The 25,504-nt window shown below is 70.3% G+C and carries 20 protein-coding genes; 13 read left to right on the forward strand and 7 right to left on the reverse strand.

Going from position 1 to position 25,504, the window contains the following annotated elements; all coding sequences use genetic code 11:
• Window positions 1-28: 28 nt before the first annotated feature.
• Entirely contained in the window at window positions 29-1,612 is a 1,584-nt protein-coding gene (locus ACJ8AN_RS13795) for an acyl-CoA carboxylase subunit beta (protein WP_407755794.1), read from the reverse strand.
• A gap of 75 nt (window positions 1,613-1,687) precedes the next feature.
• Here ACJ8AN_RS13795 and ACJ8AN_RS13800 point away from each other — a divergent pair, with 75 nt between their 5' ends.
• On the forward strand, window positions 1,688-2,740 hold the full coding sequence (locus tag ACJ8AN_RS13800; protein WP_407755795.1) for a hypothetical protein: 1,053 nt from the start codon (window positions 1,688-1,690) through the stop codon (window positions 2,738-2,740).
• Window positions 2,741-3,297: 557 nt separating this feature from the next.
• Complete coding sequence (locus ACJ8AN_RS13805; protein WP_407755796.1) at window positions 3,298-4,098, forward strand: hypothetical protein; 801 nt, start codon at window positions 3,298-3,300, stop codon at window positions 4,096-4,098.
• Between the two features lie 53 nt (window positions 4,099-4,151).
• Here the strand turns inward: ACJ8AN_RS13805 and ACJ8AN_RS13810 are convergent, their stop codons facing one another.
• Together ACJ8AN_RS13810 and ACJ8AN_RS13815 are read right to left on the reverse strand one after the other, a co-directional pair.
• Entirely contained in the window at window positions 4,152-4,694 is a 543-nt protein-coding gene (locus tag ACJ8AN_RS13810) for a hypothetical protein (RefSeq protein WP_407755797.1), read from the reverse strand.
• 6 nt (window positions 4,695-4,700) lie between these two features.
• Window positions 4,701-6,251, reverse strand: a complete 1,551-nt coding sequence (locus tag ACJ8AN_RS13815; protein ID WP_407755798.1) for a ChaN family lipoprotein — start codon at window positions 6,249-6,251, stop codon at window positions 4,701-4,703.
• Between the two features lie 105 nt (window positions 6,252-6,356).
• Here ACJ8AN_RS13815 and ACJ8AN_RS13820 point away from each other — a divergent pair, with 105 nt between their 5' ends.
• Both ACJ8AN_RS13820 and ACJ8AN_RS13825 read left to right on the forward strand, forming a co-directional pair.
• Entirely contained in the window at window positions 6,357-9,281 is a 2,925-nt protein-coding gene (locus ACJ8AN_RS13820; RefSeq protein ID WP_407755799.1) for a TonB-dependent receptor domain-containing protein, read from the forward strand.
• Window positions 9,281-10,123, forward strand: coding sequence for a 5'-nucleotidase C-terminal domain-containing protein (locus ACJ8AN_RS13825; protein WP_407755800.1), 843 nt, complete (start codon window positions 9,281-9,283; stop codon window positions 10,121-10,123). Before ACJ8AN_RS13820 ends, ACJ8AN_RS13825 begins: the two co-directional genes overlap by 1 nt.
• 24 nt (window positions 10,124-10,147) lie before the next feature.
• On the opposite strand, the gene ACJ8AN_RS13830 is transcribed toward ACJ8AN_RS13825, so the two are convergent.
• Both ACJ8AN_RS13830 and ACJ8AN_RS13835 read right to left on the reverse strand, forming a co-directional pair.
• Window positions 10,148-10,366 carry a TIGR04563 family protein gene (locus ACJ8AN_RS13830; RefSeq protein ID WP_407755801.1) on the reverse strand — a complete coding sequence of 73 codons (219 nt, stop codon included), beginning with the start codon at window positions 10,364-10,366 and terminating at the stop codon, window positions 10,148-10,150.
• Window positions 10,367-10,371: 5 nt separating this feature from the next.
• Entirely contained in the window at window positions 10,372-10,584 is a 213-nt protein-coding gene (locus ACJ8AN_RS13835) for a TIGR04563 family protein (protein WP_002628981.1), read from the reverse strand.
• A gap of 450 nt (window positions 10,585-11,034) precedes the next feature.
• Here ACJ8AN_RS13835 and tilS point away from each other — a divergent pair, with 450 nt between their 5' ends.
• The 9 genes from tilS to ACJ8AN_RS13880 all read left to right on the forward strand — a co-directional run bounded on the left by tilS (window position 11,035) and on the right by ACJ8AN_RS13880 (window position 22,254).
• Entirely contained in the window at window positions 11,035-12,405 is a 1,371-nt protein-coding gene (gene tilS, locus ACJ8AN_RS13840) for a tRNA lysidine(34) synthetase TilS (RefSeq protein ID WP_407755802.1), read from the forward strand.
• Window positions 12,406-12,586: 181 nt separating this feature from the next.
• On the forward strand, window positions 12,587-14,506 hold the full coding sequence (gene ftsH / locus ACJ8AN_RS13845) for an ATP-dependent zinc metalloprotease FtsH (protein ID WP_407755803.1): 1,920 nt from the start codon (window positions 12,587-12,589) through the stop codon (window positions 14,504-14,506).
• 90 nt (window positions 14,507-14,596) lie between these two features.
• A complete protein-coding gene (gene folP / locus ACJ8AN_RS13850; RefSeq protein WP_407755804.1) occupies window positions 14,597-15,853 on the forward strand; it encodes a dihydropteroate synthase in 1,257 nt (418 codons plus the stop codon).
• A 192-nt stretch (window positions 15,854-16,045) separates the two neighbouring features.
• Window positions 16,046-17,440, forward strand: a complete 1,395-nt coding sequence (gene glmM, locus ACJ8AN_RS13855) for a phosphoglucosamine mutase (RefSeq protein ID WP_407755805.1) — start codon at window positions 16,046-16,048, stop codon at window positions 17,438-17,440.
• Window positions 17,441-17,530: 90 nt separating this feature from the next.
• Window positions 17,531-18,256: a pyridoxine 5'-phosphate synthase gene (locus ACJ8AN_RS13860; protein WP_407755806.1), complete on the forward strand. Its 726-nt coding sequence runs from the start codon at window positions 17,531-17,533 to the stop codon at window positions 18,254-18,256.
• 27 nt (window positions 18,257-18,283) lie between these two features.
• Window positions 18,284-19,816, forward strand: coding sequence for an NAD(P)H-hydrate dehydratase (locus tag ACJ8AN_RS13865; RefSeq protein WP_407755807.1), 1,533 nt, complete (start codon window positions 18,284-18,286; stop codon window positions 19,814-19,816).
• Window positions 19,813-20,298: a tRNA (adenosine(37)-N6)-threonylcarbamoyltransferase complex ATPase subunit type 1 TsaE gene (gene tsaE / locus ACJ8AN_RS13870; protein WP_407755808.1), complete on the forward strand. Its 486-nt coding sequence runs from the start codon at window positions 19,813-19,815 to the stop codon at window positions 20,296-20,298. The genes ACJ8AN_RS13865 and tsaE overlap by 4 nt, the downstream gene beginning before the upstream one ends.
• Window positions 20,298-20,924 carry a YigZ family protein gene (locus ACJ8AN_RS13875; RefSeq protein WP_407755809.1) on the forward strand — a complete coding sequence of 209 codons (627 nt, stop codon included), beginning with the start codon at window positions 20,298-20,300 and terminating at the stop codon, window positions 20,922-20,924. The genes tsaE and ACJ8AN_RS13875 overlap by 1 nt, the downstream gene beginning before the upstream one ends.
• 133 nt (window positions 20,925-21,057) lie before the next feature.
• A complete protein-coding gene (locus ACJ8AN_RS13880) occupies window positions 21,058-22,254 on the forward strand; it encodes an alpha/beta hydrolase (protein WP_407755810.1) in 1,197 nt (398 codons plus the stop codon).
• A 9-nt stretch (window positions 22,255-22,263) separates the two neighbouring features.
• Here ACJ8AN_RS13880 and ACJ8AN_RS13885 read toward each other — a convergent pair whose 3' ends face one another.
• Window positions 22,264-23,640, reverse strand: a complete 1,377-nt coding sequence (locus ACJ8AN_RS13885; protein WP_407755811.1) for a cytochrome P450 — start codon at window positions 23,638-23,640, stop codon at window positions 22,264-22,266.
• 112 nt (window positions 23,641-23,752) lie between these two features.
• Entirely contained in the window at window positions 23,753-25,279 is a 1,527-nt protein-coding gene (locus tag ACJ8AN_RS13890; protein ID WP_407755812.1) for a glycosyltransferase family 39 protein, read from the reverse strand.
• Window positions 25,280-25,504: the final 225 nt, after the last annotated feature.

Raw genomic sequence — 25,504 nt, forward strand, 5'->3', positions numbered from 1 at the left:
GGTCTCCGGTTTGGAGACGGGGAGGGGATTACACGGGGGAGATCTCCCGGCGGCGGAAGGGGCGCTCCACCTTCTTGTTCGCCGTGCGCTTGAGGGCGCGCGCCAGCAGGCGCCGCGTGTCGCGCGGGTCCACCACGTCGTCCACCATGGCCATGGCCGCCGTGCGCTCAATCCGGATGTGCTGGCGCAGCCCGTCGGCCAATTCCTTCTTCATCGCCTCGGCGGCCTCGGGGCTCTCCGCGCTCTGCAACAGCTTGCGCGCCGCGATGGACACCATGCCCTCCGGGCCCATCACTCCAATCTCGGCTCCCGGCCAGGCGATCAGCAGGTCCGGCTCGAAGGCCCGGCCGTTCATCACGTAGTAGCCCGCGCCATAACCCTTGCGCACCACCACCGTGAGCTTGGGCACCGTGGCGCTCGCCACCGCGTACATCATCTTCGCCCCGTGCCGGATGATGCCCTGCTGCTCCACCTTCGTGCCCACCATGAAGCCCGGCACGTCCTGGAGGAACACCAGCGGGATGTTGAAGGCATCGCACAGGTTGATGAACCGCGCCGCCTTGTCCGCCGCGTTCACGTCCAGGATTCCCCCCAGGAACATCGAGTTGTTCGCCACGATGCCCACCGGCCACCCGTCAATCCTCGCCAATCCCGTAATGAGATTGCGCGCGAAGCGGGGCTTGAGGGGGAAGAACTTCCGGTCATCCACCAGCGACAGGATGACCTTGTGCATGTCGAACGCCTGCCGGGGGCTCTCGGGCACCACCTTGAGCAGGTCCTCGTCCCTCCGGTCGAACGGATCCGCCGACGGCTTGCGCGGCGGCTTGTCCTCGCAGTGCGAGGGGAAGAAGGACAGGTACTCGCGGATGGCCGTGAGGCAGGCCTTGTCGTCCGCGTACTCGGCGTCCGCCACGCCCGAGATTTCGTTGTGCACCTTCGAGCCGCCCAGCTCCTCCTCCGTCACCTTCTCGCCCACCACGGACTCGACGAGGTAGGGGCCGCCAATGGCGATGGAGCTCGTGCCCTTCACCATCGGCACGAAGTCCGCCAGCGCCGGGATGTAGGCCGTGCCCGCCGCTCCGGGGCCCACCATCGCCGCCACCTGCGGCACCACGCCGCTCATCACCACCTGCTCGCGGAAGAGGTACCCCGTGTCCGCGAAGCCCGCGATGCGCTTGGGGTCCACCTCGCCTCCCGCCTCCAGCCGCGCCCCCGCCGAGTCCACCAGCCACACCATCGGAATCCGGTTCTTCAGCGCCAGGTCTCGCATCCGCGCCACCTTGCGCTCGCCCACCGTCCCGATGGAGCCGCCGAACACCGTGAAGTCATACATGGCCGCCGCCACCGGCCGCCCGTCGATCTCCCCCACGCCGGTGAGCACTCCGTCCGCGGGAGAGGGCTTGCTGGGGTCCTCCTCCTCGGGGAGGTTGCCGTCCGCTCCGGCCAGCAGCCCCAGCTCCTCGAAGGTGTTCTCGTCGAAGAGCAGCTTCAGGCGCTCGCGGGCCGTCAGCTTGCCCCTGGCGTGCTGGCGCTCGATGCGCTCGGGGCCGCCCATGCCCTCGTTGCGGCGGCGCTGCTCCTCCAGCTTCTCCACCCGGTCCTTCATCTTCATGCCGTGGTCTCCCAGAAGAGTCGGGGCGCTACCTTGCCAGAGCCGGGAGCACGCCCGGAAGGCTAGAGTGGGGCTGTGTCTTCCATCGTCTTCCGTGCCCTCGCCTCGACGCTCGTGCTCGCCGGCTGTGCCGTGCCTCCGTCCTCGGAGCCCCGGCGCGAGGCCCGCGTGGAGGGCCAGGTCACGCTGGCGGGCCCCGCCGTGGGCAATGCGTACCTGTTCCTCTTCGCTCCGGACGAGGCGCCTCCGGAGCACAGGGGCGAGCCTCTCTACGTGGCCGCCGTGCCCGAGGTGCGGCTGACCGCGGGGGACTCGCGCTTCGGGTTCTCCGGGGTGGGCCCCGATGTGTACCGGCTGTGGGGCTTCCTCGATGCGAATGGGGATGCGGACCTCACCGTCGACGTGCTCGCGCAGCCGGGGGCGGGAGATTGGGTCCCCGAGTCCTCTGTCGAGCTGAACGTGCAACCGGCGCAGACGCTGCCGGTGGAGCTCGCGTTGCCGCGCCGGGTGCGGCGGCCGCCTCCCGCGTTCCAGGTGGTGGAGCAGGGCGAGGCGGGCGTGGTGACGTTGACGGACTCGGCCACGGCGCTCACCTCGTTCACCGTGCGGAGCGACGGCTTCGGGCTGCTGCGCGGGGACGCGCCCCGGTTCTTCGTGCGGCTCGCGGACGCCGATGGGGACGGGACGGCGGATGATGTGAACGGGGATGGCGTGGTGGACCTGTGGCCCCAGTTCTTCCTGCGCTTCGTGCCCAGGCCCGGGCAGACAGGGCCGCTCGATAGCCAGGGGCGGCCCGCGCAGGTGCTCGTGCCGCTGTTGCCCAATGCGACCGCGTTCCTCGGCACTCTTCAGGGCGACCCGAGCCAGGAGCTCGCCCTCGAGTCCCTGCAGCTCTTCGTCATCCCGCGGGCCCAGGCGGTCATCGAGGAGCCGGGGAAGGGGAGGGTGGTGAGCACGCTCGGAGCCATTCCCGTCGGCGAGTACGAGCTGTGGGCCGTGAACGAGGAAGGCGGCTTCTGGTTCGTTCCCAATGACCTGGGGCGGCGGACCGTGGAGCCCGTGCGGAGCCAGGCGCAGCGGTTCCGCGTGGTCCACGCGGACGCGGATGCGGGAACGGGCTCGCCGTAGTTGTTGGAATCCAGGAGGCGTTTCACATGCCAGTCCGAGCGTTGGGGTCTCTTGTCCTGGTGGCACTCGTGGTCGCATGTGCCGGGTGCTTCTGCATTCCCTGGCCGCGCTGCACTCCGACGACCTGCACCGAGGCCCGGGTCAATTGCGGCGAGGTGCCGGATGGCTGCGGCGGCACGCTCTCGTGTGGGACGTGCACGGCGCCCCAGTCATGCGGGGGCGGGGGTACGCCGAATGTCTGTGGTTGCACGCCGGCGAGCTGTGCAGACCGGGGCGCGAACTGTGGTGTCGTGGATGACTGCGACGGCAAGCTCGACTGCGGAACCTGCACCGAGCCCCTGACGTGTGGTGGAGGCGGAAGGCCGAATGTCTGTGGTTGCACGCCGACGACCTGTGCCGCCTCGGGAGCCAACTGCGGGTCGCTCCCGGATGGTTGCGGGGGCGTGCTCGATTGCGGCACATGCCGGGCGCCGTGGACGTGCGGAGCGGCGGGACGGGCGAATGTCTGTGGTTGCGTCCTGACGACCTGTGAGGACGAGGGCGCCAACTGCGGGACGGTGTTGAATGGCTGTGCCGAGCCGCTCGATTGCGGCACGTGCACGGCACCCCAGACCTGCGGAGGGGGAGGCACGCCGAACGTCTGTGGTTGCACGCCGACGACCTGTGCCGCCTCGGGTGCCTCCTGCGGGGTCATTCCCGATGGCTGTGGGGGAACGATCGACTGCGGCCCGTGTGGTCCCCAGTGCGGCAACGGCCGGCTTGAGACGGGCGAGCAGTGCGACGATGGCAATACCGTCAATGGAGATTACTGCGACGCGACCTGCCAGATTGAAGCCGTCTGTCCGCCCGTTCCGGATGCGCCCACGACGGGGCTCACGCCCGGCACCGCCACGGGCCGTATCACCGTGAATGTACCGAACCCCACCAGGACCATCGACTGGCTCACCGCGGCCTTCGTGCCCATTCCCGGGAAGACGAAGTTCCAGGTCATCCTCTCGAACGATCCCGGGCTCTGCGACACGCTGGTCAACACCAATCAATACCTGGAAACGGATCGATGCCCGGCTGATTACTGCTCGCTGTGTCCTGGATGCTTCGGCAGGTCGAACGGGTACGCCTATCTCGCTGGAGAGTTCGAGCAGTCGTCGCCCGCGGGAAGTGCCGTCACTGGGTTCTCAATCTTCGACAGTCAGGTCAACACGGGGTGGGGGCTCCGGATGGCGGTGGATGACGAGCTCACCCCCAGCTCGACGGCGCTGACCGGCCAGCTTGAGGTCTGCAACGCCAAGTACGGCGCTACCGGAGTGGGCCGGTTCCACGCGACCCTGTGCAACGGAGGGCTGCCCATCTTCTACTAAGCGGGCGACCGGCTTCCGCGCCCCGGTGTTCTCCACGCCCGAGCCGTAGAGGCTCACGACGGCTCTGGACGGACCGGGGTCTGCTCGAACCGCCGGAGGAGCCGGAGCGAGGGCAGGTCGAGCGCGGAGATGAAACGGCCCCCTCGGATGACGATCTCCGAGGGGCCCATGACGGAGTAGAGGGCCTCCCAGGAGAAGCCGGGGCCGACGAAGCACCAGCTGTCCCCGTCGGGCAGCAGCCCCACCCACCACGCGGGCATCACGTAGTGCTTGTAGCCCCAGAGCCGATCGCGGCTCAGGCCCTCCTCGAAGCGCACGTGGTGGTGGAAGAGCAGGGGAGGGTGGTGGTCCTCGGGATCCACGACGGCGAGGTGCGCTTCCGGAGGCGTGAGCTTCCGGAACGCCTCGAGCACCCGCTGTTGGAGCTCGATGATCTCATCGGCGAGCGCCTCGTTGTAGGGGCCGAAGCCCGCTGGGATGCGGTAGCGCACCACCTCGCCGCCGTCCTCCCGCTGCTGCAGCGCCGCCAATACCGACAGCGCCGGAGCGACCGTCGGATCATCGAAGTCGAGCTGATTCCAGGCCTTGGCTCTCATGTGTCATCACCGGGAAAGGCGGCGGACCCACTCGAAGTACGTGGCGCGCGGGTCTTCCAGTGGTTCGCGGAACAGCGCGCGGAGCTCCGCTCGGTCCACCTGGTCCCCATCGAAGCCCCGGTAGAGCGCGTCCCCGAGCTGGTAGCCCAGCGCGTGGCTGACGCCGTGGAAGAGCCGATCCTTGCGCAGGGGCAGCAGCTTCACCGCCTCGTCGGGCACCTCCACCTCGGCCGCCTTGTGCGCCAGCACGAACGCGGCGATCTGCCGGTCCACGCCTCGCGCCTGGGCGAAGCGCAGGGCCCACTCGCCCGGCCCCAGGCAGGTGCGCCGCGGGTTCACCAGCTTCGAGCCGAAGAAGCCCAGCGCCTCCTCCATGCACCGCGCATAGAAGGCATCCGAGGCCCGCCGCGGCGCCTCCATCGCGTCGCCCACCGCGCAGTGCCGTACGAAGTGGGCTGCCTCCTCGGCCGCGTGGTTGAGCGACAGCGACGCCAGGTACGCCATCCGCGCCCGGGGGATGTAGCAGCTCTCCCGCGAGAGGATGTGCCGCCGCAGTTGCAGCAGCTCGCCCTGCGTGAAGCGGCCCCGCTGCTGGATGCGCCCCAGCGAGTCCTCGTCCGCCGCCGTCACCACCTCCACCTCGTCCAGCCACCGGCCCACCGGCACTCCCGCCAGCCGGCCGATGAGGCTCGCCATCTCGCGGAAGCGCTCGGCCGCGCCGCGCTCGCGCAGCAGCGAGTCCCCGGACTCGGCCTCCAGGTAATCCAGGAAGCTCTGCTGGCACATCACCGGCGAGGCGTTGAGCAGGCACAGCGCGCCGTCCGGCAGCTCCACCGCCTGCGACATGCCCACCTTGCCCTCGCGGGCCAGCCGCCAGTAGACGCCCTCGGCGTTCTGGTACACCACCAGCCCGCGCGAGCCGTTGCTTTCGCCGAGCGCCCGCTCCACCTGCGCCGGCAGGTGGCAGGGCGCCACGTGGTACTGGCCCACCAGCACCATCACCCGCGGCCTGTCCTCCGCGCGCACCGCCCGGGCGATGCGCTCGGCCGCGTACGCGTCCCGCAGCTCGAGCGAGCGCTCACCCTGGGCGCGCCGGTCGATGCCCACCACCTGCAGCCGATGACGCTTCGCGTAGGCCAGCAGCGCGCGCGGACCGGCTCCGGAGCCCTGGCCCGCGCCATGACCCAGGCGAGCGAGCAGCGAGCGCTCCGCGAGCCGTCCCGCGAGGTAGGCCTCCACGGATGCCTGGTGCCTGCCCTCCACGCACTCGAGCGCCAGCACGACGCGGCGGCCCGACTCGCGCACGCCCTCGACGAGCTCCAGGTACGTCTCCTGGGACAGCGGCAGCGTGTGGTAGTCGCCCACGTACACCACGTCCGCCGCTTGAATCCGCTGGGACACCGTCGAGGCGGGCAGCACCCGCCGGTACTCGGAGGTGCGCCGGCGGTAGCGGGCCTCGTAGGCCCGGAAGGCGGCCGACTGCCCTTCGACGGCCCGGGCGATCTGGGCCTTCTGGCGGCGGAACAGGGCGAGGTGGAGGGCGAGCGACGCGCGCATGGGCAAGCACAAGTCGCATGCGCTTGCCAGCCCGGCAAAAATTCGGCCCCGGGCCCCCCCCTTCCTTGACGTGCCGATCCCCTCGGAGGACCATCCGGGCTACCCGTGAAGTCCGTCCTTTCGAGCCCACGCACCGTCGTCCTCGCGCTCGTGTTCCTCGCGGCGCAGCCCGTCCACGCGCAGGAGCAATCGTCGCTGCTCCACACCGCGCCCGCTCAGGCGGAGCCCGGGGTGGCGCTCGTGGTGGACGGGGTGCTCACCGGGACGCAGCGCATCATGCGCATGGTCGTCCGCTTCCGCGGGCCCGGCGAGCCCTATTCCGAGGCGCCCATGGAGTTGCAGTACGGCGACCTCTACCGGGGCACCATCCCGGCGATGAACCTGGTCCCACCGGGAGTCGAGTACTACGTGGAGGGCTTCACTCCGGGTGGAGAGCGCGTGCCCCTCTTCAAGAGCGCCACGCGTCCGGCCCGGGTCGTCGTGGTGGGGCAGGTGCCCTCGAAAATGCCCTCGTCGCTCTCCCCGTCACGGCCCGCTCCGGAGCCGCCGCCCACCCGCGAGCCACCGCCCACGCGCGAGACGTCGCGCACCTCCCGGACGCCGCCCGAGCCCGCGCCGAGGAACGAGCCTCCCGCGAAGACGGAGCGCAAGCCCGAGTCCGGCCGGAGGGGTGAGCCGGCTCCGAAGGTAGAGCCCGCGCCGAGGAACGAGCCCGCGCCGAGGAACGAGCCCGCGCCGAAGGCCGAGCGCAGGCCCGAGCCCGCCCCTGCCCGGAAGTCCGAGTCCGACGAGGCGATGGCGGCCCTGACGGCCGACGTGCCCCGGGAGGGGGAGCCCGCCGCCTCGCATGCGGCCCCCGCGCGGCCCTCCCGCTCCGCCGAGCCCGCGCAGCCCGAGCCGGTGCGCTCGCAGTTCGAGGAGGACCTCGCCCTCTACACGGCCGAGGACACGCTGGCGCTCGCCACCCGGCACGAGGAGAAGGTGAAGAAGGTGCCCGCGATCGCCGCCTCCTTCGGGCGCGAGCAGATCCGCGCGCTCGGAGCCCGCACGGTGGCGGACGTGCTGGACGTGGTGCCCGGCCTCACCATCAGCCGCGACGTGCAGGGCTTCCATCGCGTCGCCGTGCGCGGCCTGCGCAACGACGCCGAGGTGCTCTTCCTGCTCAACGGCCAGCGCCTCAACAGCTTCTTCGATGGCAAGGCGCTGATGAACCTGCCGGTGGAGAACCTCGAGCGCGTCGAGGTCATCCGCGGGCCCGGCTCGGCGCTGTACGGGGCCGGGGCCTTCCTGGCCGTGGTGAACATCGTCACCCAGCGGGCCGAGGGCTTCCTCGCCGCCGTGTCGGGGGGCGGCTTTCCCCGGTTGGATGACCGGCTCGCCACCACCTTCGATGGCCACGCCTCGGGGGCGCACACCCTCGACCGCTTCAAGCTCTTCGGCGACGCGGACGTCTGGTACCAGGCGGGGGGCTCGGTGCCCATCGAGAAGGACGCGCTCGACGCGGAGACGATCGCCCAGAAGATGAGGGATCCGTTGGACCCCGTCGGCTACACCCAGGACGATCGCTTCCTGCTCAACCTGGGCCTGGGCTTCACCTACGAGGTGTCGCCCAAGAGCCACCTCACCCTGTCCACGCGGATGATCTCCGAGGATCGCGCGGCCCTGGTGGGCCTCTTCGACACGGTGGGCCCGGGCTCGCGGCTGGGGTGGCGGGTGTTCCTCGGTGACCTCACCTACGAGCACGAGCTGAGCGACCGGGTCCGCCTGCGCGCCCGCCTCTACGGGGACCAGCAGGGCACGGACCGGCTCTTCCAGATCGGCCCGGACAACTTCCGCACCGGCCCGGAGGACAACCAGCTCTTCCCCGACGGCATGCTCGAGCAGACGCGCGTCACGGTGCGCTCGCTCGGGGCCAGCGTGGACTCGGACCTCACGCTCTTCGAGGGCAACCGGCTCTCGCTCGGCGCGGTGACCGAGCTGCAGATGCTGGGCGCCTACAGCTACGAGACGAACTACACGCTGGACAGCCGGCGCCGGTCCTCGCTGGCCACGCCCGAGGGAGTGGTGGACATCCTCCAGCTGGCGGACGGAGCGGCCGCGAGGCGCCTGTCGCTCGGGGCCTTCGCGCAGGACCAGTGGACGGTGGTGGAGCCACTGACGCTCACCTTCGGCGTGCGCGTGGATGCCACCCAGCTGCCCTCGGTGAACGACACCAACGCCATCACCGGCACGCAGCTGGTGCCGAGCATCAACCCGCGGGTGGGGCTCGTCTTCTCGGCCACGGACTCGCTGGTGCTCAAGCTGCTCTACGGCCGCGCCTTCCGTCCGCCCACGCTCCAGGAGCTGGTGGAGACCATCCCCAACACCACCTACAACCAGGGCCGTTTCGAGGGCTACGCGGCGCTGCAGCCCGCGGTGGTGAACACGCTCGAGGCGGGCGCGGACCTCATCCAGGCCGCGGGGGACGCGCGCGTGCGCCTGCGCACCAACGCCTTCTTCGAGAGCTTCTCCAACCCCATCATGGCCGTGGACACCTCGGGCAACATCGTCCCGGTGCGCAACCGCGAGCTGGGGGTGCTCGTCTACGGCGTGGAGGGCGAGGCCCGCCTGGAGGCCTCCAAGCGCGCCAACGCCTGGGTCAACGCGAGCCTCTTTCGCGCCGAGGACCAGGAGCTGCCGGCCAACCACAAGTACCTCACGGACACCCCGCAGGCGCGCTTCAACGCCGGCGTGTCCATGCCCATCGGGGACTTCATCAACTTCGACCTGGTGGTGCGCTCGGGCGCCGAGCGGCGCAACAACACGCGCTCCGTGCTGGAGCTCATCCGCCGCTACAAGATTCCCGCCTACAGCCTCATCACCGCGCAGGTGCGCACCGAGCCCATCGCGGACCACTTCGAGCTGGCCGTGGTGGTGCAGAACGTCTTCGACTCGGACATGCGCGACGACGTGCCCCGGCCGGACCGCATGCCCGGCCTGGTTCCGCGCGATGGCGTCTCCGCCTTCCTCACCCTGAGGGCCCGCAACTGATGTCCCGCACGCTCACCGCCGCCATCCTCGCCGCCGTGGCCCTCGCGCCGGGCCTCGGCTGCCTGCAGTACAACGACCAGTGCCGGCCCCTGGTGGACGATCCGGAGGCCGTCGTCGGCTACCTGGCCAACGACGTCTTCCTCGACAAGCCGTACACCCGCCACGACAACCATGCGCTGGGGCAGCTCTCCGCGGACGCCTTCCGCCACGCCGAGGACGCCTCCAAGGCGCCCGCGGAGCTGGGCATCATCAACGGCGGCTCGCTGCGCGCCGAGGGCCTGTGCGTCACCCGCACCCTCCTGCCCAAGGGCGCGCTCGAGAACGGCCTGCTGCACGAGGTCCTCCTCTTCGAGAACGCCGTGGTGACGGTGGACCTCACCGAGCAGCAGCTGGTGGCGATGTTCGAGCACTCGGTGGAGGGGCTCTCCCCGGTGGGCCAGCCCATCGTCTCGCCCAGCGGCGCCTTCCTGCACGTGTCCGAGGGCACCACGCTCACCGTGGACTGCGAGCGCCCCGCGGGGCAGCGCGTGGTGGGGCTGGAGGTGAACGCGCGCACGGTGCCGCTGCCGCCGCGGGCGGACGCGAGCATCCGCTACCGCGTGGCCATGTCCGACTTCCTCCTCAGGGGAGGAGACGGCTACGACACCATCTTCAAGGACGCGGCCACGGACCTGTCGCGCAACCCCGTCACGGCCACCCGGGCCGAGGGCAAGGCCACGGACGCCAACCTCACCGAGGCCTATATGCGGGCGAAACACCCGACGGAGACCCAGGCCCTCCAGGAGGCTGGCCGCGTGGTTTTCAAGAACTGCGCCCGGCCCGGCCGGCCCGTGGTGCAGTAGGGCCGGCGGCGGGGGGCGCGTGCTTCAGGACTGCGACTCGCCCGGCCCGTTCGGCTGGGTGGGCGTGGGCCCGAAGACGTCGTTGGGAGATGGCATCTTGCGCAGCTCGCCGCGCGCCACCTTCCACGCCTGCTGGACGATCCACGAGAGCGAGCGATCCTGCCGCGTCGCTTCCCGCTGGATTTCGTCCAGCATGTCCTCGGGGAAGTAGAGGGATTGCTTGCGATGGTCTGTAGCGGCCATGAAGCTTAGGACCTCCCCTCTTCACGGGGGTCCTGGCGCTCGTCACCGGTCACGTCGTTCACCGCGGGGAACGACTTGATTCGGTCTCGAGCGATCTTCCAGGCCTGCTGCACCACCCACGAGAGGGAACGATCCTGGCGATTGGCCTCCTCCTGGATCTCCTTCAGCATCTCCTCGGGGAAGTAGAGGGACTGCTTACGCTTGTCGGTGCCTGCCATCCTGGATCTCCGGAGCGGATACGAGGTGACGACCTGAACACACCGGAGCGGTTATCCGACAGACGCCCCGACGGGTCAACGGTTTCGGAGGACTCTCGTACCGTATGCAGCCGGAGCGGCCTTGGCCGCGAAAAAAACCCGCAAAAGGGAACGCCCCGGGTCCTTGTAAACAAGAACCCGGGGCGCTCCGGAAAGAAGGACCGCCAGGACTCATCCCGGCGGCCCCGTGGGCCCAGAGGGGGAGGGGGGGGACCCCTAGGCCCAACTCCGTCGAAAATTCACGTTCAAAACACCTCGAGTCGCGCCACCCATTCCCCTCGGGAGCTTCCATCCCCGACCAACCCGTCCACCGCGACCTGCGTGACGATCATAAGAATCGTCGTCGGCCCCTTCAACCGGCCGCATCCGGTGTAACCGGACTCGCCCGATTCTGATTCCTTACCGTGTTCAATGCCCTCCACTGCTGACGCGAGCGTCCTGTTTTCGACGACCCTGGAGGTTGCCTACCGGCAATTCGGGCTGGTGGGTGGCTCGGTGCTGCTGGCCGTGTCGGGGGGAGCGGACTCGTGCGCGCTGCTGGTGGGCACCGCACGGGTGTGCGAGCCGCTCGCGCTCCGGGTGGAGGTGGCCACGCTCGACCATGGGCTGAGGCCGGAGGCCCGGGAGGAAGTGGAGGCGGTCGCCCGGCTGGCCGCCCGCTGGAAGCTGCCCTGTCATGTAAAGGCGTTGCATCTGCCACCGGGTTCCGGAGTGGAGGCGCGGGCGCGCGAGGCCCGGTACACGGCGCTGGAGGCACTGCGGCGCGAGCGGGGGCTTCAGGTGGTGGCCACGGCGCACACGGCCTCGGACCAGGCGGAGACACTCCTCATGCGGTTGGTGCGCGGCACCGCCCTGCGAGGCGCCGCGGGCATCCATCGGGCCCGCCCCTTCCTCGTCCGCCCCCTCATCGAGCGCACGCGCGAGGAGGTGGAGGCCTTCCTGGCCGAGCAGGGCGTCTCCTACGTGACGGACCCGATGAACGCGGACCCGGCCTATCTAAGGACGCGCATGCGCCATGAAGTGCTGCCGGTGCTCGCGCGGGCGGCGGGCTTCCCCGTGGTGCCGCGCCTGGCCGCCTTCGCCCGGCTGGCCGCCGAGGATGAAGCCCTGCTGAGCAGCCTGGCGGACGGGGCCTGGGGCCGGCTCGCGCTGCCGGAGGGAAGCCTGGACGCGATGGGGGTGCGCGCCCTGGAGCTGCCCCTGCGCCGCCGGGTGCTGGCCCGGTTGCTGTCCGAGGCGGGCGCGGAGGTGGATGAGGCCTCGCTCGCTCGGGCACTGAGCTCCGTGGAGACGGGCCGGGCGGTGACGCTCCGGGGTGGGGGCGTGCGCGGGGGCCTTCAATTGAGGACCACGGGCGGCCGGGTCCGCTGCGTTCGCCCCGACGCCCCTCGAGAGCCCTCCTCGCCCCTGGTGCTGGCGGGGGAGGGCGCCTCGGGAGTCCAACCCGGGACGGGCTGGGCCTTCCGGGTGGCGCGCGAGCCTCCGCCGCCGGGGAGCCTCGGCCTGCCGCTGCCCGAGGGGACGCGCTGGCCGCTCACGGTGCGTACGCGCGGAGCGGGGGACCGGGTGCGAGGGCCCGCCGGCTCGCGCAAGCTGCAGGATGTGCTGGTGGACCGGCGTATTCCCGCCGAGCGCCGCGACTCGCTGCCCGTGGTGGTGGACACCTCGGGGGCCATCCTCTGGGTGCCAGGGGTCTGGAATTCAACGTCCGCGGCGGCTGTATGCCTCTTTCTGTGGGCCTCACCACCGGGCACGAGCACGCCCGGGACCTCACCGTTATAGAGTCGACCACTCGAGGGAAGGTCGGGGTTTGGAACCCCCAAAATAGTTGAGGCGTTTTTGCTGTTGCTGATACCGTCCGACAAACGGGCAACACTCCCGGTGTCGTGACAAACGGTCGAAACTGCTGGGCATTTTTCGGCCGTGCCCTCATACCGCCGAGCACCGAAAGGGCAGCTGACACGTGCGTTCGACTTACAAGACCATCGGCCTTTGGGTCATCCTGATCGTCCTCTTCTTCGCCTTCTACAACTTCTTCTCCACCAACAACGATCAGGTACAGGAGCCGACCTTCACCGCGTTCCTGGCCAAGGTGGAGGACAAGAAGGTCCAGGCTGTCTCCGTCAAGGGGAACACCTACTCGGGCGTCTTCTCCGACACCAACGAGAAGTTCCGGACCACGGGCCCCGAGGCGGATGCGACCGTCCTCGAGCAGCTCCGCAAGAACAACGTGGACGTGAAGTACGAGCGCGAGGAGCAGAACAGCATCTGGCTGGCCGTCCTCGGCCAGTGGTTGCCGGTCGTCTTCCTCTTCCTCTTCTTCATCTTCTTCATGCGCCAGCTCCAGGGTGGGAGCGGCAAGGCGATGACCTTCGGCAAGTCCAAGGCGCGGCTCCTCAATGAGAGCCACAACAAGGTCACGTTCGCGGACGTGGCCGGCGCCGACGAGTGCAAGGAGGAGCTGGAGGAGATCGTCGCCTTCCTGAAGGACCCCAAGAAGTTCACCAAGCTCGGCGGCCGCATCCCCAAGGGCGTGCTGATGATGGGCCCTCCGGGTACCGGTAAGACGCTGCTGGCTCGCGCCGTCGCGGGTGAGGCCGGTGTGCCCTTCTTCTCCATCTCCGGCTCGGACTTCGTGGAGATGTTCGTGGGCGTGGGCGCCAGCCGCGTTCGCGACCTCTTCGAGCAGGGCAAGAAGAACGCCCCCTGCATCATCTTCATCGACGAGATCGACGCCGTGGGCCGTCACCGTGGCGCGGGCCTCGGCGGTGGTCACGACGAGCGCGAGCAGACCCTCAACCAGCTCCTGGTGGAGATGGACGGCTTCGAGTCCAACGAGGGCGTCATCCTCATCGCCGCCACCAACCGTCCGGACGTGTTGGATCCCGCGCTCCAGCGCCCGGGCCGCTTCGACCGCCGGATTGTCGTGCCGCGCCCCGACCTCAAGGGCCGCCTGGGCGTGCTGAAGGTGCACACCCGCCGCGTGCCGCTGGCGCCGGAAGTGGACCTCGAGGTCATCGCCCGCGGTACCCCGGGCATGACGGGCGCCGACCTGGAGAACCTGGTGAACGAGTCGGCCCTCATGGCCGCGCGTCAGAACAAGGAGCGCGTGGACACCAGCGACTTCGAGCAGGCCAAGGACAAGGTCTTCATGGGCCCCGAGCGCAAGTCCATGATCATGACCGAGAAGGAGAAGCGGAACACCGCCGTCCACGAGGCCGGCCACGCCCTCATCGCCAAGCTGCTGCCGGGCTGCGATCCGCTCCACAAGGTCACCATCATCCCGCGCGGCCAGGCCCTGGGTCTCACCTGGAGCCTGCCCACCGAGGACAAGGTCAACGGCTACAAGAAGCAGATCCTCGATCAGATCACCATGGCCATGGGCGGCCGCATCGCCGAGGAGCTCATCTACAACGAGATGAGCTCGGGTGCCTCCAACGACATCGAGCGCGCCACCGAGACGGCTCGCGCCATGGTGTGCCGCTGGGGCATGAGCGAGAAGATGGGCCCCCTGTCCTTCGGCAAGAGCGACGGTGAGGTGTTCCTGGGCCGCGACTTCAACTCGGCCAAGGACTACTCCGAGGACACCGCGCGGCAGATCGACGCCGAGGTGCGTGTCATCGTGATGAGCTGCTACGAGGCCGGCAAGCGCGTGCTGACCGAGCACCTCGAGGGCCTCAAGCGCGTGGCCGATGCGCTGGTGGAGTACGAGACCCTGGATGCCGAGGACGTGAACATCCTCCTGCAGGGGGGCCAGCTCACCCGCGAGCGTCCGCCTCCTCGCGTCGTGGCCCCGCCCACCAAGTCCACCGAGAAGAAGGACAAGCGGAAGATCCTCGACGCGCTCGAGGGGCTCCCCAACATGGAGCCGAACAAGGCGTAGCCTGAGCTTCGCTTCCGTGTAGAACCCGGGCCCTCTCCACTCTCGTGGGGAGGGCCCTTCTGCTTTTCGCGCCCCCGGAGCCGACCCGACATGATTCGCGCCCGTCCCGTCCGCCTCGACCGCCTCGCCGACCTCGAGCCGGCCTTCCTCCGCATGGGGCTGCCCACGCCCGCCCGCGAGTATCTGGCGGAGAAGCTGCCCGCCCTCCATGTGCTGCTCACCGGGCTCGAGCGCGAGCAGGGCCGCTTCCTCGCCGGCCTCTTCGCTGCCTCCGAGGCCCCCGGGCGCGAGGAGTTCCCCGCGTGGGTGGCGGGAGACCAGGGCTCGCGGCCCGGCACCGGGCTGCTCTCCGGGCGCAAGGAGCAGTTCGAGCGCGTGGTGGCCGAGGCGAAGGCCCGGCCGGAACTGGCGGAGCTCTCCGAGGCGCTGGCCCGGGTGCTGGAGGCCTCACAGCCTCCGGCGCCGCTGGTACTCGGCGGGCGGACCTTCACCTTCGGGGCGCGCACCCACGTCATGGGCGTGGTGAACGTGACGCCGGACAGCTTCTCGGATGGCGGGCGCTACTTCGGCATCGGGGCCGCCGTGGCCCACGGGCTGCGGCTCGCCGAGGCCGGCGCGGACGTGCTGGACGTGGGCGGGGAGTCCACCCGGCCCGGCTCGCCTCCCGTGCCCGCCGAGGAGGAGCTGGCCCGCATCCTCCCCGTCATCCAGGGCCTGCGCGCCCGCACGGACGTGCCCCTCTCCGTGGACACCACCAAGGCGGCCGTGGCCCGCGAGGCGCTGAAGGCCGGCGCGGTGCTCGTCAACGACATCAGCGGCTTCCTCTTCGACTCCGAGCTGCCCCGCGTCACCGCCGAGGCCGGGGCCGCCTGCTGCCTGATGCACATTCAAGGCACCCCCGAGACGATGCAGAAGGACCCTCGCTACGAGGACGTGGTGGACGAGGTGCTCGCCTTCCTGGAGGACGGGGTGGCGCGGGCGGTGGCCGCGGGCGTGCCGCGCGAGCGTGTGCTGGTGGACCCGGGCATCGGCTTCGGCAAGACGCTCGGACACAACCTCTTCCTGCTGCGGCGGCTGGACGAGCTGCGCGTGCTCGGGCTGCCCCTGTTGGTGGGCACCAGCCGCAAGGGCTTCCTCGGAAAGCTCACGGGGGGCAAGCCAGCGACCGAGCGGCTGGCCGCGACCCTGGGCTCGGTGGCCACCCTGGCCGCGGCGGGCAATGCGGACTTCGTGCGCGTGCACGACGTGGCCGAGGCCCGGGACGCGCTCGTGGTGGCCGACGCCGTGCGCACAGCCCTGGAGGGCGGGTCCCTCTACCAGCCCGCGCGGGGAAAAGTGCGCGATTGAGCGGGATTCTCCGTGAGGGAGGATGTACGAAGCGCGCCGACCCACCGCGGGGTGGGGCGGCCTGACTGGCCGCAAGCTTGTTTAGGGGGCTCGTACTCCCTAGCTTCGGGCGCTGTGGAGGGCACGGTATAAGCCCTCGGCGTCGGCGGTCCGGCTTCGCGGCCGGCCCAGGGAAAGGTGGAGCGGCACACTATGGCGTACAGAATGAACATGCCCCCCAAGGAAGAGCGGGCGTCTCAGCGGCTTTTCGGCACGGACGGTGTCCGGGGCGTCGCCAATGTCTACCCGATGACCGCGGAAGTCGCGATGCAGCTGGGTCGTGCGCTCGCGCACCTCATCCGCAACGGGCCGCACCGGCACCGCGTCATCATCGGCAAGGACACGCGCCTGTCCGGCTACATGCTCGAGCAGGCCCTCGCCGCCGGCATCATCTCCATGGGCGTGGACGTGGACCTGGTGGGTCCGCTGCCCACCCCGGGCATCGCCAACCTCACCACCTCCATGCGCGCCGACGCGGGCGCCGTCATCTCCGCCTCCCACAACCCGTACCAGGACAACGGCATCAAGTTCTTCTGGCGCGACGGCTTCAAGCTGCCGGACGAGACCGAGGCCAAGATCGAAGAGCTGGTGGCCAGCGGCGCCATCGACTCCATCCGCCCCACCGCGACCAAGATTGGCCGGGCCTTCCGCCTGGAGGACGCGCGCGGCCGCTACATCGTGTTCCTCAAGACGACCTTCCCCCGCGAGCTCACGCTGGAGGGGATGACCATCGTCGTCGACTGCGCCAACGGCGCCGCCTACAAGACGGCCCCCGCGGTGCTCGAGGAGCTGGGCGCCAAGGTGATTTCCCTCGGCGTGCAGCCGGACGGCAAGAACATCAACAACAAGTGCGGCGCGCTCTACCCGGAGAACCTGTCGCGCGCGGTGGTGAAGCACGGGGCCCACGTCGGCATCGCGCTCGACGGTGACGCCGACCGCCTCATCGTCGTGGACGAGAAGGGCAAGGTCGTGGATGGCGACGCCATCATGGCCATCTGCACCGGCGAGCTCGTCACGCGCAAGGAGCTCAAGAAGAAGACGCTCGTGTCCACGGTGATGAGCAACATCGGCCTGGAGCGCGCGGTGTCCCGCTGGGGCGTGAAGGTGGTGCGCACCAAGGTGGGCGACCGCTACGTCGTCGACGAGATGCGCAGGAACGGCTACAACATCGGCGGCGAGCAGAGCGGCCACCTCATCTTCCTGGACCAGAGCACCACGGGCGATGGCACCCTGGCCGCGCTCCAGCTCCTGGCCGTCATGTGCCGCCAGCAGAAGCCCGTGAGCGAGCTGGCCTCCATCTTCGAGCCCGTGCCGCAGACGCTCGTCAACGTGGTCGTCCAGAAGAAGCGCGAGCTGGGCGAGCTGCCCACCGTCATGAAGGCCATCCAGGACGTGGAGAAGAAGCTGGGCAAGGAGGGCCGGGTGCTGGTGCGCTTCTCCGGCACCGAGCCCAAGGCCCGCGTCCTCATCGAGGGCACCGACGCCGCGCGCAACGAGCAGTACGCCAAGGAAATCGCCGAGGCGCTCTCCAAGGCGCTCAACGGTTGACTTCCGGGCTCGGGCCGCGAATAGAAGGGCGCGCGCGGGCCGGGGCGAGGGATGCTCCGGCCTGATGCGCTCGCGAGGAGAGCGGCCGAGATGGGACAGCGACTGGGTGTGAATGTGGACCACGTGGCCACGCTGCGTCAGGCGCGGCGGACCCCGTATCCGGATCCGGTGACGGCGGCGGCGATCGCCGAGCTGGCCGGCGCCGGGCAGATCACCATCCACCTGCGGGAAGACCGCCGCCACATCCAGGAGCGCGACCTGCGCATTCTCCGGGAGACGGTCCAGACGCTGCTCAACCTGGAGATGGCCGCCACCCAGGAGATGGTGAAGATCGCCTACGAGCACAAGCCGGACGTGGTGACGCTCGTGCCCGAGCGGCGCGAGGAGCTCACCACCGAGGGCGGGCTCGACGCGGCCGGCCAGCGCGACCACATCGCCAAAATCATCAAGAACCTCAAGGACGGGGACATCCCCGTGTCGCTGTTCATCGACCCGGACCTGGACCAGGTGCGGGCGTCGCACAAGGTGAACGCGGACCGCATCGAGCTGCACACCGGGCGCTACTGCGAGGCGCGCAATGAGCGCGAGCGCTCGCGGGAGCTGGCCCGCATCGTGGACGCGGCCAAGGCGGCGTCCCGGCTGGGCATGACGGTGGCCGCGGGCCACGGGCTCAACTACGACAACGTGCTGCCCATCGCTCGCATCGAGGAGATCGACGAGCTGAACATCGGGCACTCCATCGTCGCGCGCGCGGTGCTCGTGGGCTTCGAGCGGGCGGTGCGGGAGATGGTCGAGCTGCTGCGCAACCCGGGGTAGGGCCAACCCCTCCCAAGGAGCCGAGCCATGCGCCGTGTCCTCACCGCCGCCCGGATGCGCGCGGCCGACCAGGCCGCCGAGTCCCGTTTCGGCATGCCGTCCCCGCTGCTGATGGAGAACGCCGGCCGGTGGTTGGCGGACGCGGCCCGCGAGCTGGGCACTCCCGGCTCGCGCTACGTGGTGGTGTGCGGGCCCGGCAACAACGGCGGGGACGGGCTGGTGGTGGCGCGCTTCCTCCACGCCCACGCCCTGCGCGTCACGCTGGTGCTGGTGGGCGACAGGGCGAAGCTGACACCCGAGTCCCAGCGCAACCTGCACGCGCTCGGGCCGTATGGCATCGAGCCCCAGGCGCTCGGCACGGTGGTGGAGCCGAGGGCCGGGGACGTGGTGGTGGACGCGCTCTTCGGCACGGGGCTCACGCGGGCCCCGGCGGGCGAGTTCGCCGAGGCCATCCAGGCCATGCTCCGCTGGCGCGCGGCGGGGGCGAAGGTGGTGGCCGCGGACATTCCCTCGGGGCTGCATACGGACACCGGCGAGCCCTTCACCCCGTGCGTCGAGGCGGACGTCACCGTCACCTTCGGTTTCGTCAAACAGGGGCAGGTGCTGGAGCCCGGCGCCACCCTGTGCGGCGAGCTGCGATGCGTGGACATCGGCATTCCTCCCGAGGCCGTCGAGGCCCGTGAGGGCGCGGAGTTGTTCCTCGTCGAGGAGTCCGATGCACGCGGGGCGATTGCTCCCCGGCGCTCGGACACGCACAAGGGCACCTACGGGCATGTGCTGGTGGTGGCCGGTAGCCATGGCAAGTCCGGCGCGGCGGCCATGTCCGCCCTGGGCGCGCTGCGCGGCGGCGCGGGGCTCGTCACCGTGGCCACCCGCTCCGAGGTCGTGGAGTCGGTGCTCGGCCATACGCCCGAGGTCATGGGGTGGCCGCTGGAGAACCGCGGGCCGCTCGGCATGGCGGACCTGGAGCCCTTGCTGGAGGCCGCGGACAAGAAGGACGTGCTCGTCATCGGCCCCGGCATCCCTCGGGGCGAGGAGACGGTGAAGCTCCTGGGTGAGCTGCTCTCGCGCGTGGATGTGCCCGCCGTGCTCGACGCGGACGCGCTCAACGCCGCCGCCACCGACCTGGACATCCTCAAGAGGGCCAAGGGGCCGCTCGTGCTCACCCCGCACCCGGGCGAGATGTCCCGCCTCTCTGGCGTGCCCACCCAGGAGCTCCAGAAGGCCCGCGTGGAGGTGGCTCGGGAGTTCGCTCGCACGCACGGCGTGACGCTGGTGCTCAAGGGCGCCAGGACGCTCATCGCGCACCACGATGGCTCCGTGTACCTCAACCCCACGGGCAACCCGGGCATGGCCACCGGCGGCATGGGCGATGTGCTCAGCGGCCTCGTGGGCGCGCTGCTCGGACAGGGCCTGAAGCTCCCCGAGGCCGCCTGGACGGCCGTGTACGCGCACGGGCTCTCCGCGGACCTGATGGTGGCCCGCCGCGGCCGCATAGGGCTCATCGCCACCGACGTGGCCAAGGGACTCTGCAACGTGTGGACGAGGTGGAACCGATGAGCGCTCCCACGTCGAGCCGCACGGTGCTCTCGGGCTCGCCCGAGGAGACGCACCGGTTGGGCGTGAAGCTCGGGCAGCTGCTCCAGCCCGGAGACTTCGTGGGCCTGGTGGGCGACCTGGGCGCGGGCAAGACGCACCTGGTGCGCGGCGTGGCCGAGGGCGCGGGCGTGGCTCGCTCGGAGGTGGCCAGCCCCACGTTCGCCATCGTCTACCCGTACCGGGGCCGCGTGCCGCTGTACCACGCGGACCTCTACCGACTGGCCGACTACGACGAGCTGTACGCCACGGGCTTCCTGGATCTGATCGGCGGAGACGGCGCGGTGCTGGTGGAGTGGTTGGACAGGATTCCGCAGGCCGCGCCCCGCGAGTACCTGCGCATCACCCTGCGAGACACCGGCGAGGAGTCGCGCGAGCTGGTGGCCGAGGCCTGGGGCTCGAGGCCCGTGGCGCTGCTGACGGCCTGGCTGTCCGCGGACCGCTGATGGCCGGGGACACGCGCTACCGCATTCCGGCGGGTCTCCACCGCGTGGAGCAGGAGATTCAACGCAGCCGTTTCATCACCACGATTGCGCCCTCCGCGACGGTGGAGGAGGCGAAGGCCTTCGTCGCCCGGGTCCGCGACGAGCTCCCCGATGCGAACCACAACTGCTGGGCCTACGTGGCGGGGCCGCCCGGCTCGACGGCGCTGGTGGGGATGAGCGACGACGGCGAGCCGCACGGCACCGCGGGCCGGCCGATGCTCACCGCGCTGCTGCACGGTGGGGTAGGGGAGGTGGCCGTGGTCGTCACCCGCTATTTCGGCGGCACCCTGCTCGGAAAGGGAGGGCTGGTGCGCGCCTATACCGGGTGCGTCCAGCAGGCGCTCGAGAGCCTGCCCACCACCGAGCGCGTCCAGAAGACCCGGCTCGCCGTCGAGCTGGAGTACGCGAGCATCGAGGGCGTGCGCCGGTTGCTCCCCGCCTACGAGGCCCAGGTCGTCTCCGAGGAGTACGCGGCCACCGTGGGCTATCGGCTCGAGCTCCCCGTCACCCACGTGGAGGCATTCCGCAAGGCGCTCCTCGACGAGACGAACGGACAGGTGCTCGTCGAAGTTGTCGAGCCGGAGTAACGGCGCGCTCCCGGCGGAGCGCTGATTGGCCAACATCGTAAAGCCCCCGCTCTCCCTGGGAGAGAACAGGGGCGAGGGTCGCCTTCCCGCTCGCTGTCCGGCGAGGCCCGGTCCGGGTCTATCCTTTCGCCCCATGCTCCTCTCCCACGCAGCGAAGTGGTTCCTGCTCGTCCCGCTCGCCAGCGCGGTGCTGGTCGGATGCGGGGCCCTCGAGCCGGCTCCCCAGCAGTACCCCCACGCCACCGTCTCCTTCGACGTGACGGTCCCCGCCGACACTCCGGCCGAGGTCGTCGTCACCGTGGTGGGCTCGGACGTGTCGCTCGGGGGTGAGAAGGCTCCCGGCTTCCGCCTGCGCCGCCAGGGTTCGCATTACACGGGCTCGCTGCGCCTCGCGGTGGGCGAGGACGTCTCGTTCGACCTCTGGCAGGAGGACCTCTGGGCTCCCGAGCTCTCCGCGGAGGGCTCGCCGGTGCCGCGTCACTCCTTCCGCGTGGAGGGCGACATGACGGTGAACGCCACGGTGGCCCGCTGGGGCGCGCCGGGCCGGGGTCCTCCGCTCCCGCAGGGCCTCACGGGCCTCCTCCGCTACCACCGCGGCGTGTCCTCCCGGTTCCTCACCCGGACGCGCGACGTCATCGTCTACCTGCCGCCCGACTACTTCGACAGCCCCGATCGCCACTACCCGGTGCTCTACATGCACGACGGGCAGAACCTGATGGACGGCTCCACCGCCAACTCCGGCGAGTGGCACGTGGACGAGACCGCCGAGCAGCTCATCCAGTCAGGCCAGGTCGAGCCCCTCATCATCGTGGGCGTCTACAACACCCCGGACCGCATCGCCGAGTACACGCAAAAGCCGGACCCCGAGTACCCCAGCGGCGGCAACGCGGATGCCTACGGCCGCTTCCTCGTCGAGGAGCTCAAGCCGATGATCGACGCGCGCTACCGCACCCGCCCCGCGCCCGAGGACACGGGACTCGCGGGCTCGTCGCTCGGAGGGCTCGTGTCGCTCTACCTGGGACTGAAGTACCCGGGGACGTTCACGCGGCTCGGCATCCTGTCGCCCTCGGTGTGGTGGGCGGACCACGACATCGTGAAGCAGGTGCAGGCGCTCGACAGCCGGCCGCCGCTGCGCCTCTGGGTGGACATCGGCACCAAGGAGGACACGGACGCCGTCCACGACACGGAGATGCTCGTCAACGCCCTCACCGCGAAGGGATGGACCTCGAGTGACCTGAAGTACGTGGAGGTCCAGGGCGCCGCGCACAACGAGGGCGCGTGGTCCTCGCGCTTCGGCGATGTGCTGAAGTACCTGTTCCCGGTGCGTTGAGACCGAGGCTCAGCGCGCGGTGATGGTGACCGGGAGTTCCCCGACGGGCCGCAACGTGAGGAGCGGCTCGGGCGCCAGCGTGTAACCCGCCACCAGCCTCGGACGGTGGCGCTGGGCGAGCGTCGCGATGATCAACGTGCCCTCCATCAATGCGAAGTTGTTGCCGATGCACTGGCGCGGCCCCCCGAGGAACGGGAAGTAGGCGAACCTCGGCCTCGCGGCGACCTGCTCGGGCGTGAAGCGATCCGGCTCGAAGCGCTCGGGGTCCGGCCAGAACTCGGGCAGCCGGTGCGTGACGTAGGGGCTCAGGTAGACCGAGGACCCGCCGAGCACCTGGTAGCCGCACACCGTGTCGTCCGCCACCACCTTGCGGCTGAGGGAGTAGACGGGCGGATAGAGGCGCAGCGCCTCGTCCAGCACCCGGCGCGTGTACACGAGCTTCGGCACCTCCTCCGCCGTCGGCAGGCGTCCCCCGAGCACGGTGTCCAACTCCTCGTGCAGCCTGGCCTCCGCGTCCGGATTCTGAGCCAGCAGCCCCCAGACCCACGAGAGCGCGTTCGCCGTGGTTTCGTGGCCCGCGAGCAGCATCGTCAGCACCTCGTTGCGCAGGTGCTCGTCGTCCATCTGCTCGCCCGTCTCCTCGTCTCGCGCGAGCATGAACATGGAGAGCAGGTCCCCCTGGTCCTCCATCCGCTCGCGGCGCTTCGTGATGACGCGGGCCACCACGTCCCGCAGGGACTGGTTGGCCTGGCGGAAGGCGCGGTCGTACGCGGTGGGCAGCACGGGAGGCAGCAGCCGGAAGGAGCGGAAGCGCTCGGTGGTCTGTTCGCTGATGACGCTGAAGGCCGCGGCCACGGCCTCGGTCTCTTCGCGCACGTCGCTGCCGAGCAGGGCCTCGCCGACGATGCGCAGGGTGAGGGACATCATGTCGCGCACACCGTACCTGGGCTCTCCGGTGCGCTGGGACGCGGCCCACTGTTCCGACAGCTCCGCCGTGGCCCGCACCATCTGCGCCGCCATCGCGGCGATGCGCGCCCGGTGGAAGGCGGGTTGTGCGAGCCGGCGCTGCTTGAGCCATGTCTCGCCCTCGCTCGTGAAGATGCCATTGCCGACGATGCGGCGGATCATGTCGTAGCCGAAGTGCTCCTTCGTGTAGTTCTTCACGTGATCCTGCAGCACGTGCTTGAGCCCGTCCGGATGCGACACGAGGTAGGAGCGCATGGGGCCGAAGCGGTACTGCGCCACGGGCCCGTACCCGGCCGCGCGCAGGTTCCAGCCCAGGACATCCCGCCGGATATCGAGCGCCACGCCGAGCAGGGGCAGCCCTCGAGGGCCGGTGGCGATGCGGGGCGGGGTGGGCCGAGAGGCCGCGGACGTGGCGGTCATGAGCGCGCTCCAGGGAGAGGTGGGCGCGCGCATCCTGGCATGGAGCGGGTTCGGGCACCGCTATGACATGCGTGGCCTCAGGGACGCGTGCGCACCCCGGCACGTCAGGTGCCTACTCGTAGTGCTTCACGCGCGGCCAGAGGGCGGCCAGCGGCAGCTTCAGCCCCGAGCACAGGTAGAGCGGGAGGTTGTTCTCGTAGGGCATGACGTAGGGGTTGGGCGGCACGCGCGCGGCGAGCTCGACGTGCGTGCACACGGGCTGGAGGTCCTCCAGCTCGCCGCCCACCACGAGGACATTCTCGGCCCCCTCGCCCGGCCCCCAGAGGAAGTAGTGGTTGTGGCCCGAGCGCGCCGGAGGCAGGCCGTGCTCCGCGCCGAGCCAGTCGAGTGCCCCGGCCTCCCCATAGTTCTGCGCGAAGAGGGCGGTGCGCGCCCGCGATTCGGACGGCAGGCGCTGATACACCTCCGCCACCGAGGCGACGAGCTGCTCCCATCCATGTTGGTCCGCGTAGTGCTGGGGCAGGACGCCGTACGCGTGGCGCTCCTGCTGGGCCGGCGTGATGCCCAGGGCGCGTTGATAGGCGATGAAGGTGTCCACGGGCAGCACGGGAAACGTCAGGGGCGCGAGCGCGGCGAAGCCCACGAGTCCCGGGACGAGCACCGCGGCGCGTGTCAGCGGGCGCTGGAAGAGGCGCTCGGCCTGCACCGCGCCCGCGGCGAGCAACATGGGGTAGGCGGGAGCGAGGTAGTAGTCCTTGGCGCGCATGAAGACGAACAGGCCGAAGAGCAGCACGTAGGCGAAGCCGAGCGCGCGGTAGGGCCGCAGGGCGGGAGCGAAGAGGAAGGCGCCGAGCCCGGCGAGCCACAGGGGCGCGGCGAGCGGGTTGAGCAGGAGGAACTGGCCGCGGACGAACTCGCCGAGCTGGAAGGGGGTGTTCTTGTAGAGCTGGCCGTTGCGCAGCAGCTCGAGCATGGGCCAGCCGTGCTGGTGCTGCCAGAGGAGGTTGGGCAGCACGAGCGCGGTGGCCAGCACCACGCCGAGGACGAGCCAACGGTTGGCCAGGAGCCTCCGCTCGGGCGTGAGGAGCAGGCCGAGCACGAGGCACACGGTGAAGAAGGCCATGGAGTACTTGTTGAGCATCCCCACGCCCGCGAGCGCTCCCAGGGCGAGCCACACACGCGTCTGCCCGGTGCGCACCAGATGCACCAGCAGCGCGGCGCAGCCCGCCCAGAAGAGGGGCTCGAAGGCATTCATGGTGAGGGTATGGCCCTCGAAGAGGAAGAGGGGGGCGAGCGCGGCGGGGAGGGCGGCGAGCGCCACGGCGAAGCCCGTGCCCCCGAAGCGCCGCGCGAGGTGGCCGGTGAGGGCCACGAGCCCCGCGGAGGCGAGCGCGGGCAGCACGCGCAGGCCCGTGAGCGAGTGGCCGAAGAGCGCGGTGGAGAGCCGGGCGGCCGCGGCGATGAAGGGCGGCTGGTCCACGTAGCCCCAGTCGAGCCGCTGGCCGCAGATGATGAAGTACAGCTCGTCCCGGAAGTAGCCGTAGCGGTGGGCGAAGAGCAGGTGCAGCGCCGCCGTGGCGAGCGCGAGCCCGGGCAGCAGCAACGAGCGGGCAGGGGCGCGGGGAGTCTCCGGGGTCATGGGGCGCGAGCCTGCCACGATTGCCCGGGAGGCGCGTGTCGGGAAGCGAGGCGCGCCGTGACCCGCTCCCGGTCAGTCGATGTGCTCCACGTCCCGCGGCAGTCCAGTCCACGGGTGCCGCCTCGCCTCGTAGACAGAGACCCTCGGCGGTGGGAAGGAGGGGTCGGCGAAGGCTCCCACCAGAACGGCAATCACCTCCGGAATGTCCTCGATGAGGTAGTAGAC

Origin of the sequence: Archangium sp., from assembly GCF_045802675.1 — a bacterium.
In the GTDB taxonomy this organism is placed as follows: Bacteria; Myxococcota; Myxococcia; order Myxococcales; family Myxococcaceae; genus Archangium.

Excerpts from the sequence above, each read along its gene's own strand:
- folP (WP_407755804.1), top strand. The coding sequence starts at position 14,597 with ATGATTCGCGCCCGTCCCGTCCGCCTCGACCGCCTCGCCGACCTCGAG.
- ACJ8AN_RS13875 (WP_407755809.1), top strand. The coding sequence starts at position 20,298 with ATGGCCGGGGACACGCGCTACCGCATTCCGGCGGGTCTCCACCGCGTG.
- ACJ8AN_RS13865 (WP_407755807.1), top strand. The coding sequence starts at position 18,284 with ATGCGCCGTGTCCTCACCGCCGCCCGGATGCGCGCGGCCGACCAGGCC.
- ACJ8AN_RS13825 (WP_407755800.1), top strand. The coding sequence starts at position 9,281 with ATGTCCCGCACGCTCACCGCCGCCATCCTCGCCGCCGTGGCCCTCGCG.
- glmM (WP_407755805.1), top strand. The coding sequence starts at position 16,046 with ATGGCGTACAGAATGAACATGCCCCCCAAGGAAGAGCGGGCGTCTCAG.
- ACJ8AN_RS13860 (WP_407755806.1), top strand. The coding sequence starts at position 17,531 with ATGGGACAGCGACTGGGTGTGAATGTGGACCACGTGGCCACGCTGCGT.
- tsaE (WP_407755808.1), top strand. The coding sequence starts at position 19,813 with ATGAGCGCTCCCACGTCGAGCCGCACGGTGCTCTCGGGCTCGCCCGAG.
- ACJ8AN_RS13830 (WP_407755801.1), bottom strand. The coding sequence starts at position 10,366 with ATGGCCGCTACAGACCATCGCAAGCAATCCCTCTACTTCCCCGAGGAC.
- ACJ8AN_RS13890 (WP_407755812.1), bottom strand. The coding sequence starts at position 25,279 with ATGACCCCGGAGACTCCCCGCGCCCCTGCCCGCTCGTTGCTGCTGCCC.
- ACJ8AN_RS13885 (WP_407755811.1), bottom strand. The coding sequence starts at position 23,640 with ATGACCGCCACGTCCGCGGCCTCTCGGCCCACCCCGCCCCGCATCGCC.
- ACJ8AN_RS13810 (WP_407755797.1), bottom strand. The coding sequence starts at position 4,694 with ATGAGAGCCAAGGCCTGGAATCAGCTCGACTTCGATGATCCGACGGTC.
- ACJ8AN_RS13795 (WP_407755794.1), bottom strand. The coding sequence starts at position 1,612 with ATGAAGATGAAGGACCGGGTGGAGAAGCTGGAGGAGCAGCGCCGCCGC.
- ACJ8AN_RS13880 (WP_407755810.1), top strand. The coding sequence starts at position 21,058 with ATGCTCCTCTCCCACGCAGCGAAGTGGTTCCTGCTCGTCCCGCTCGCC.
- tilS (WP_407755802.1), top strand. The coding sequence starts at position 11,035 with ATGCCCTCCACTGCTGACGCGAGCGTCCTGTTTTCGACGACCCTGGAG.
- ACJ8AN_RS13835 (WP_002628981.1), bottom strand. The coding sequence starts at position 10,584 with ATGGCAGGCACCGACAAGCGTAAGCAGTCCCTCTACTTCCCCGAGGAG.
- ACJ8AN_RS13815 (WP_407755798.1), bottom strand. The coding sequence starts at position 6,251 with ATGCGCGCGTCGCTCGCCCTCCACCTCGCCCTGTTCCGCCGCCAGAAG.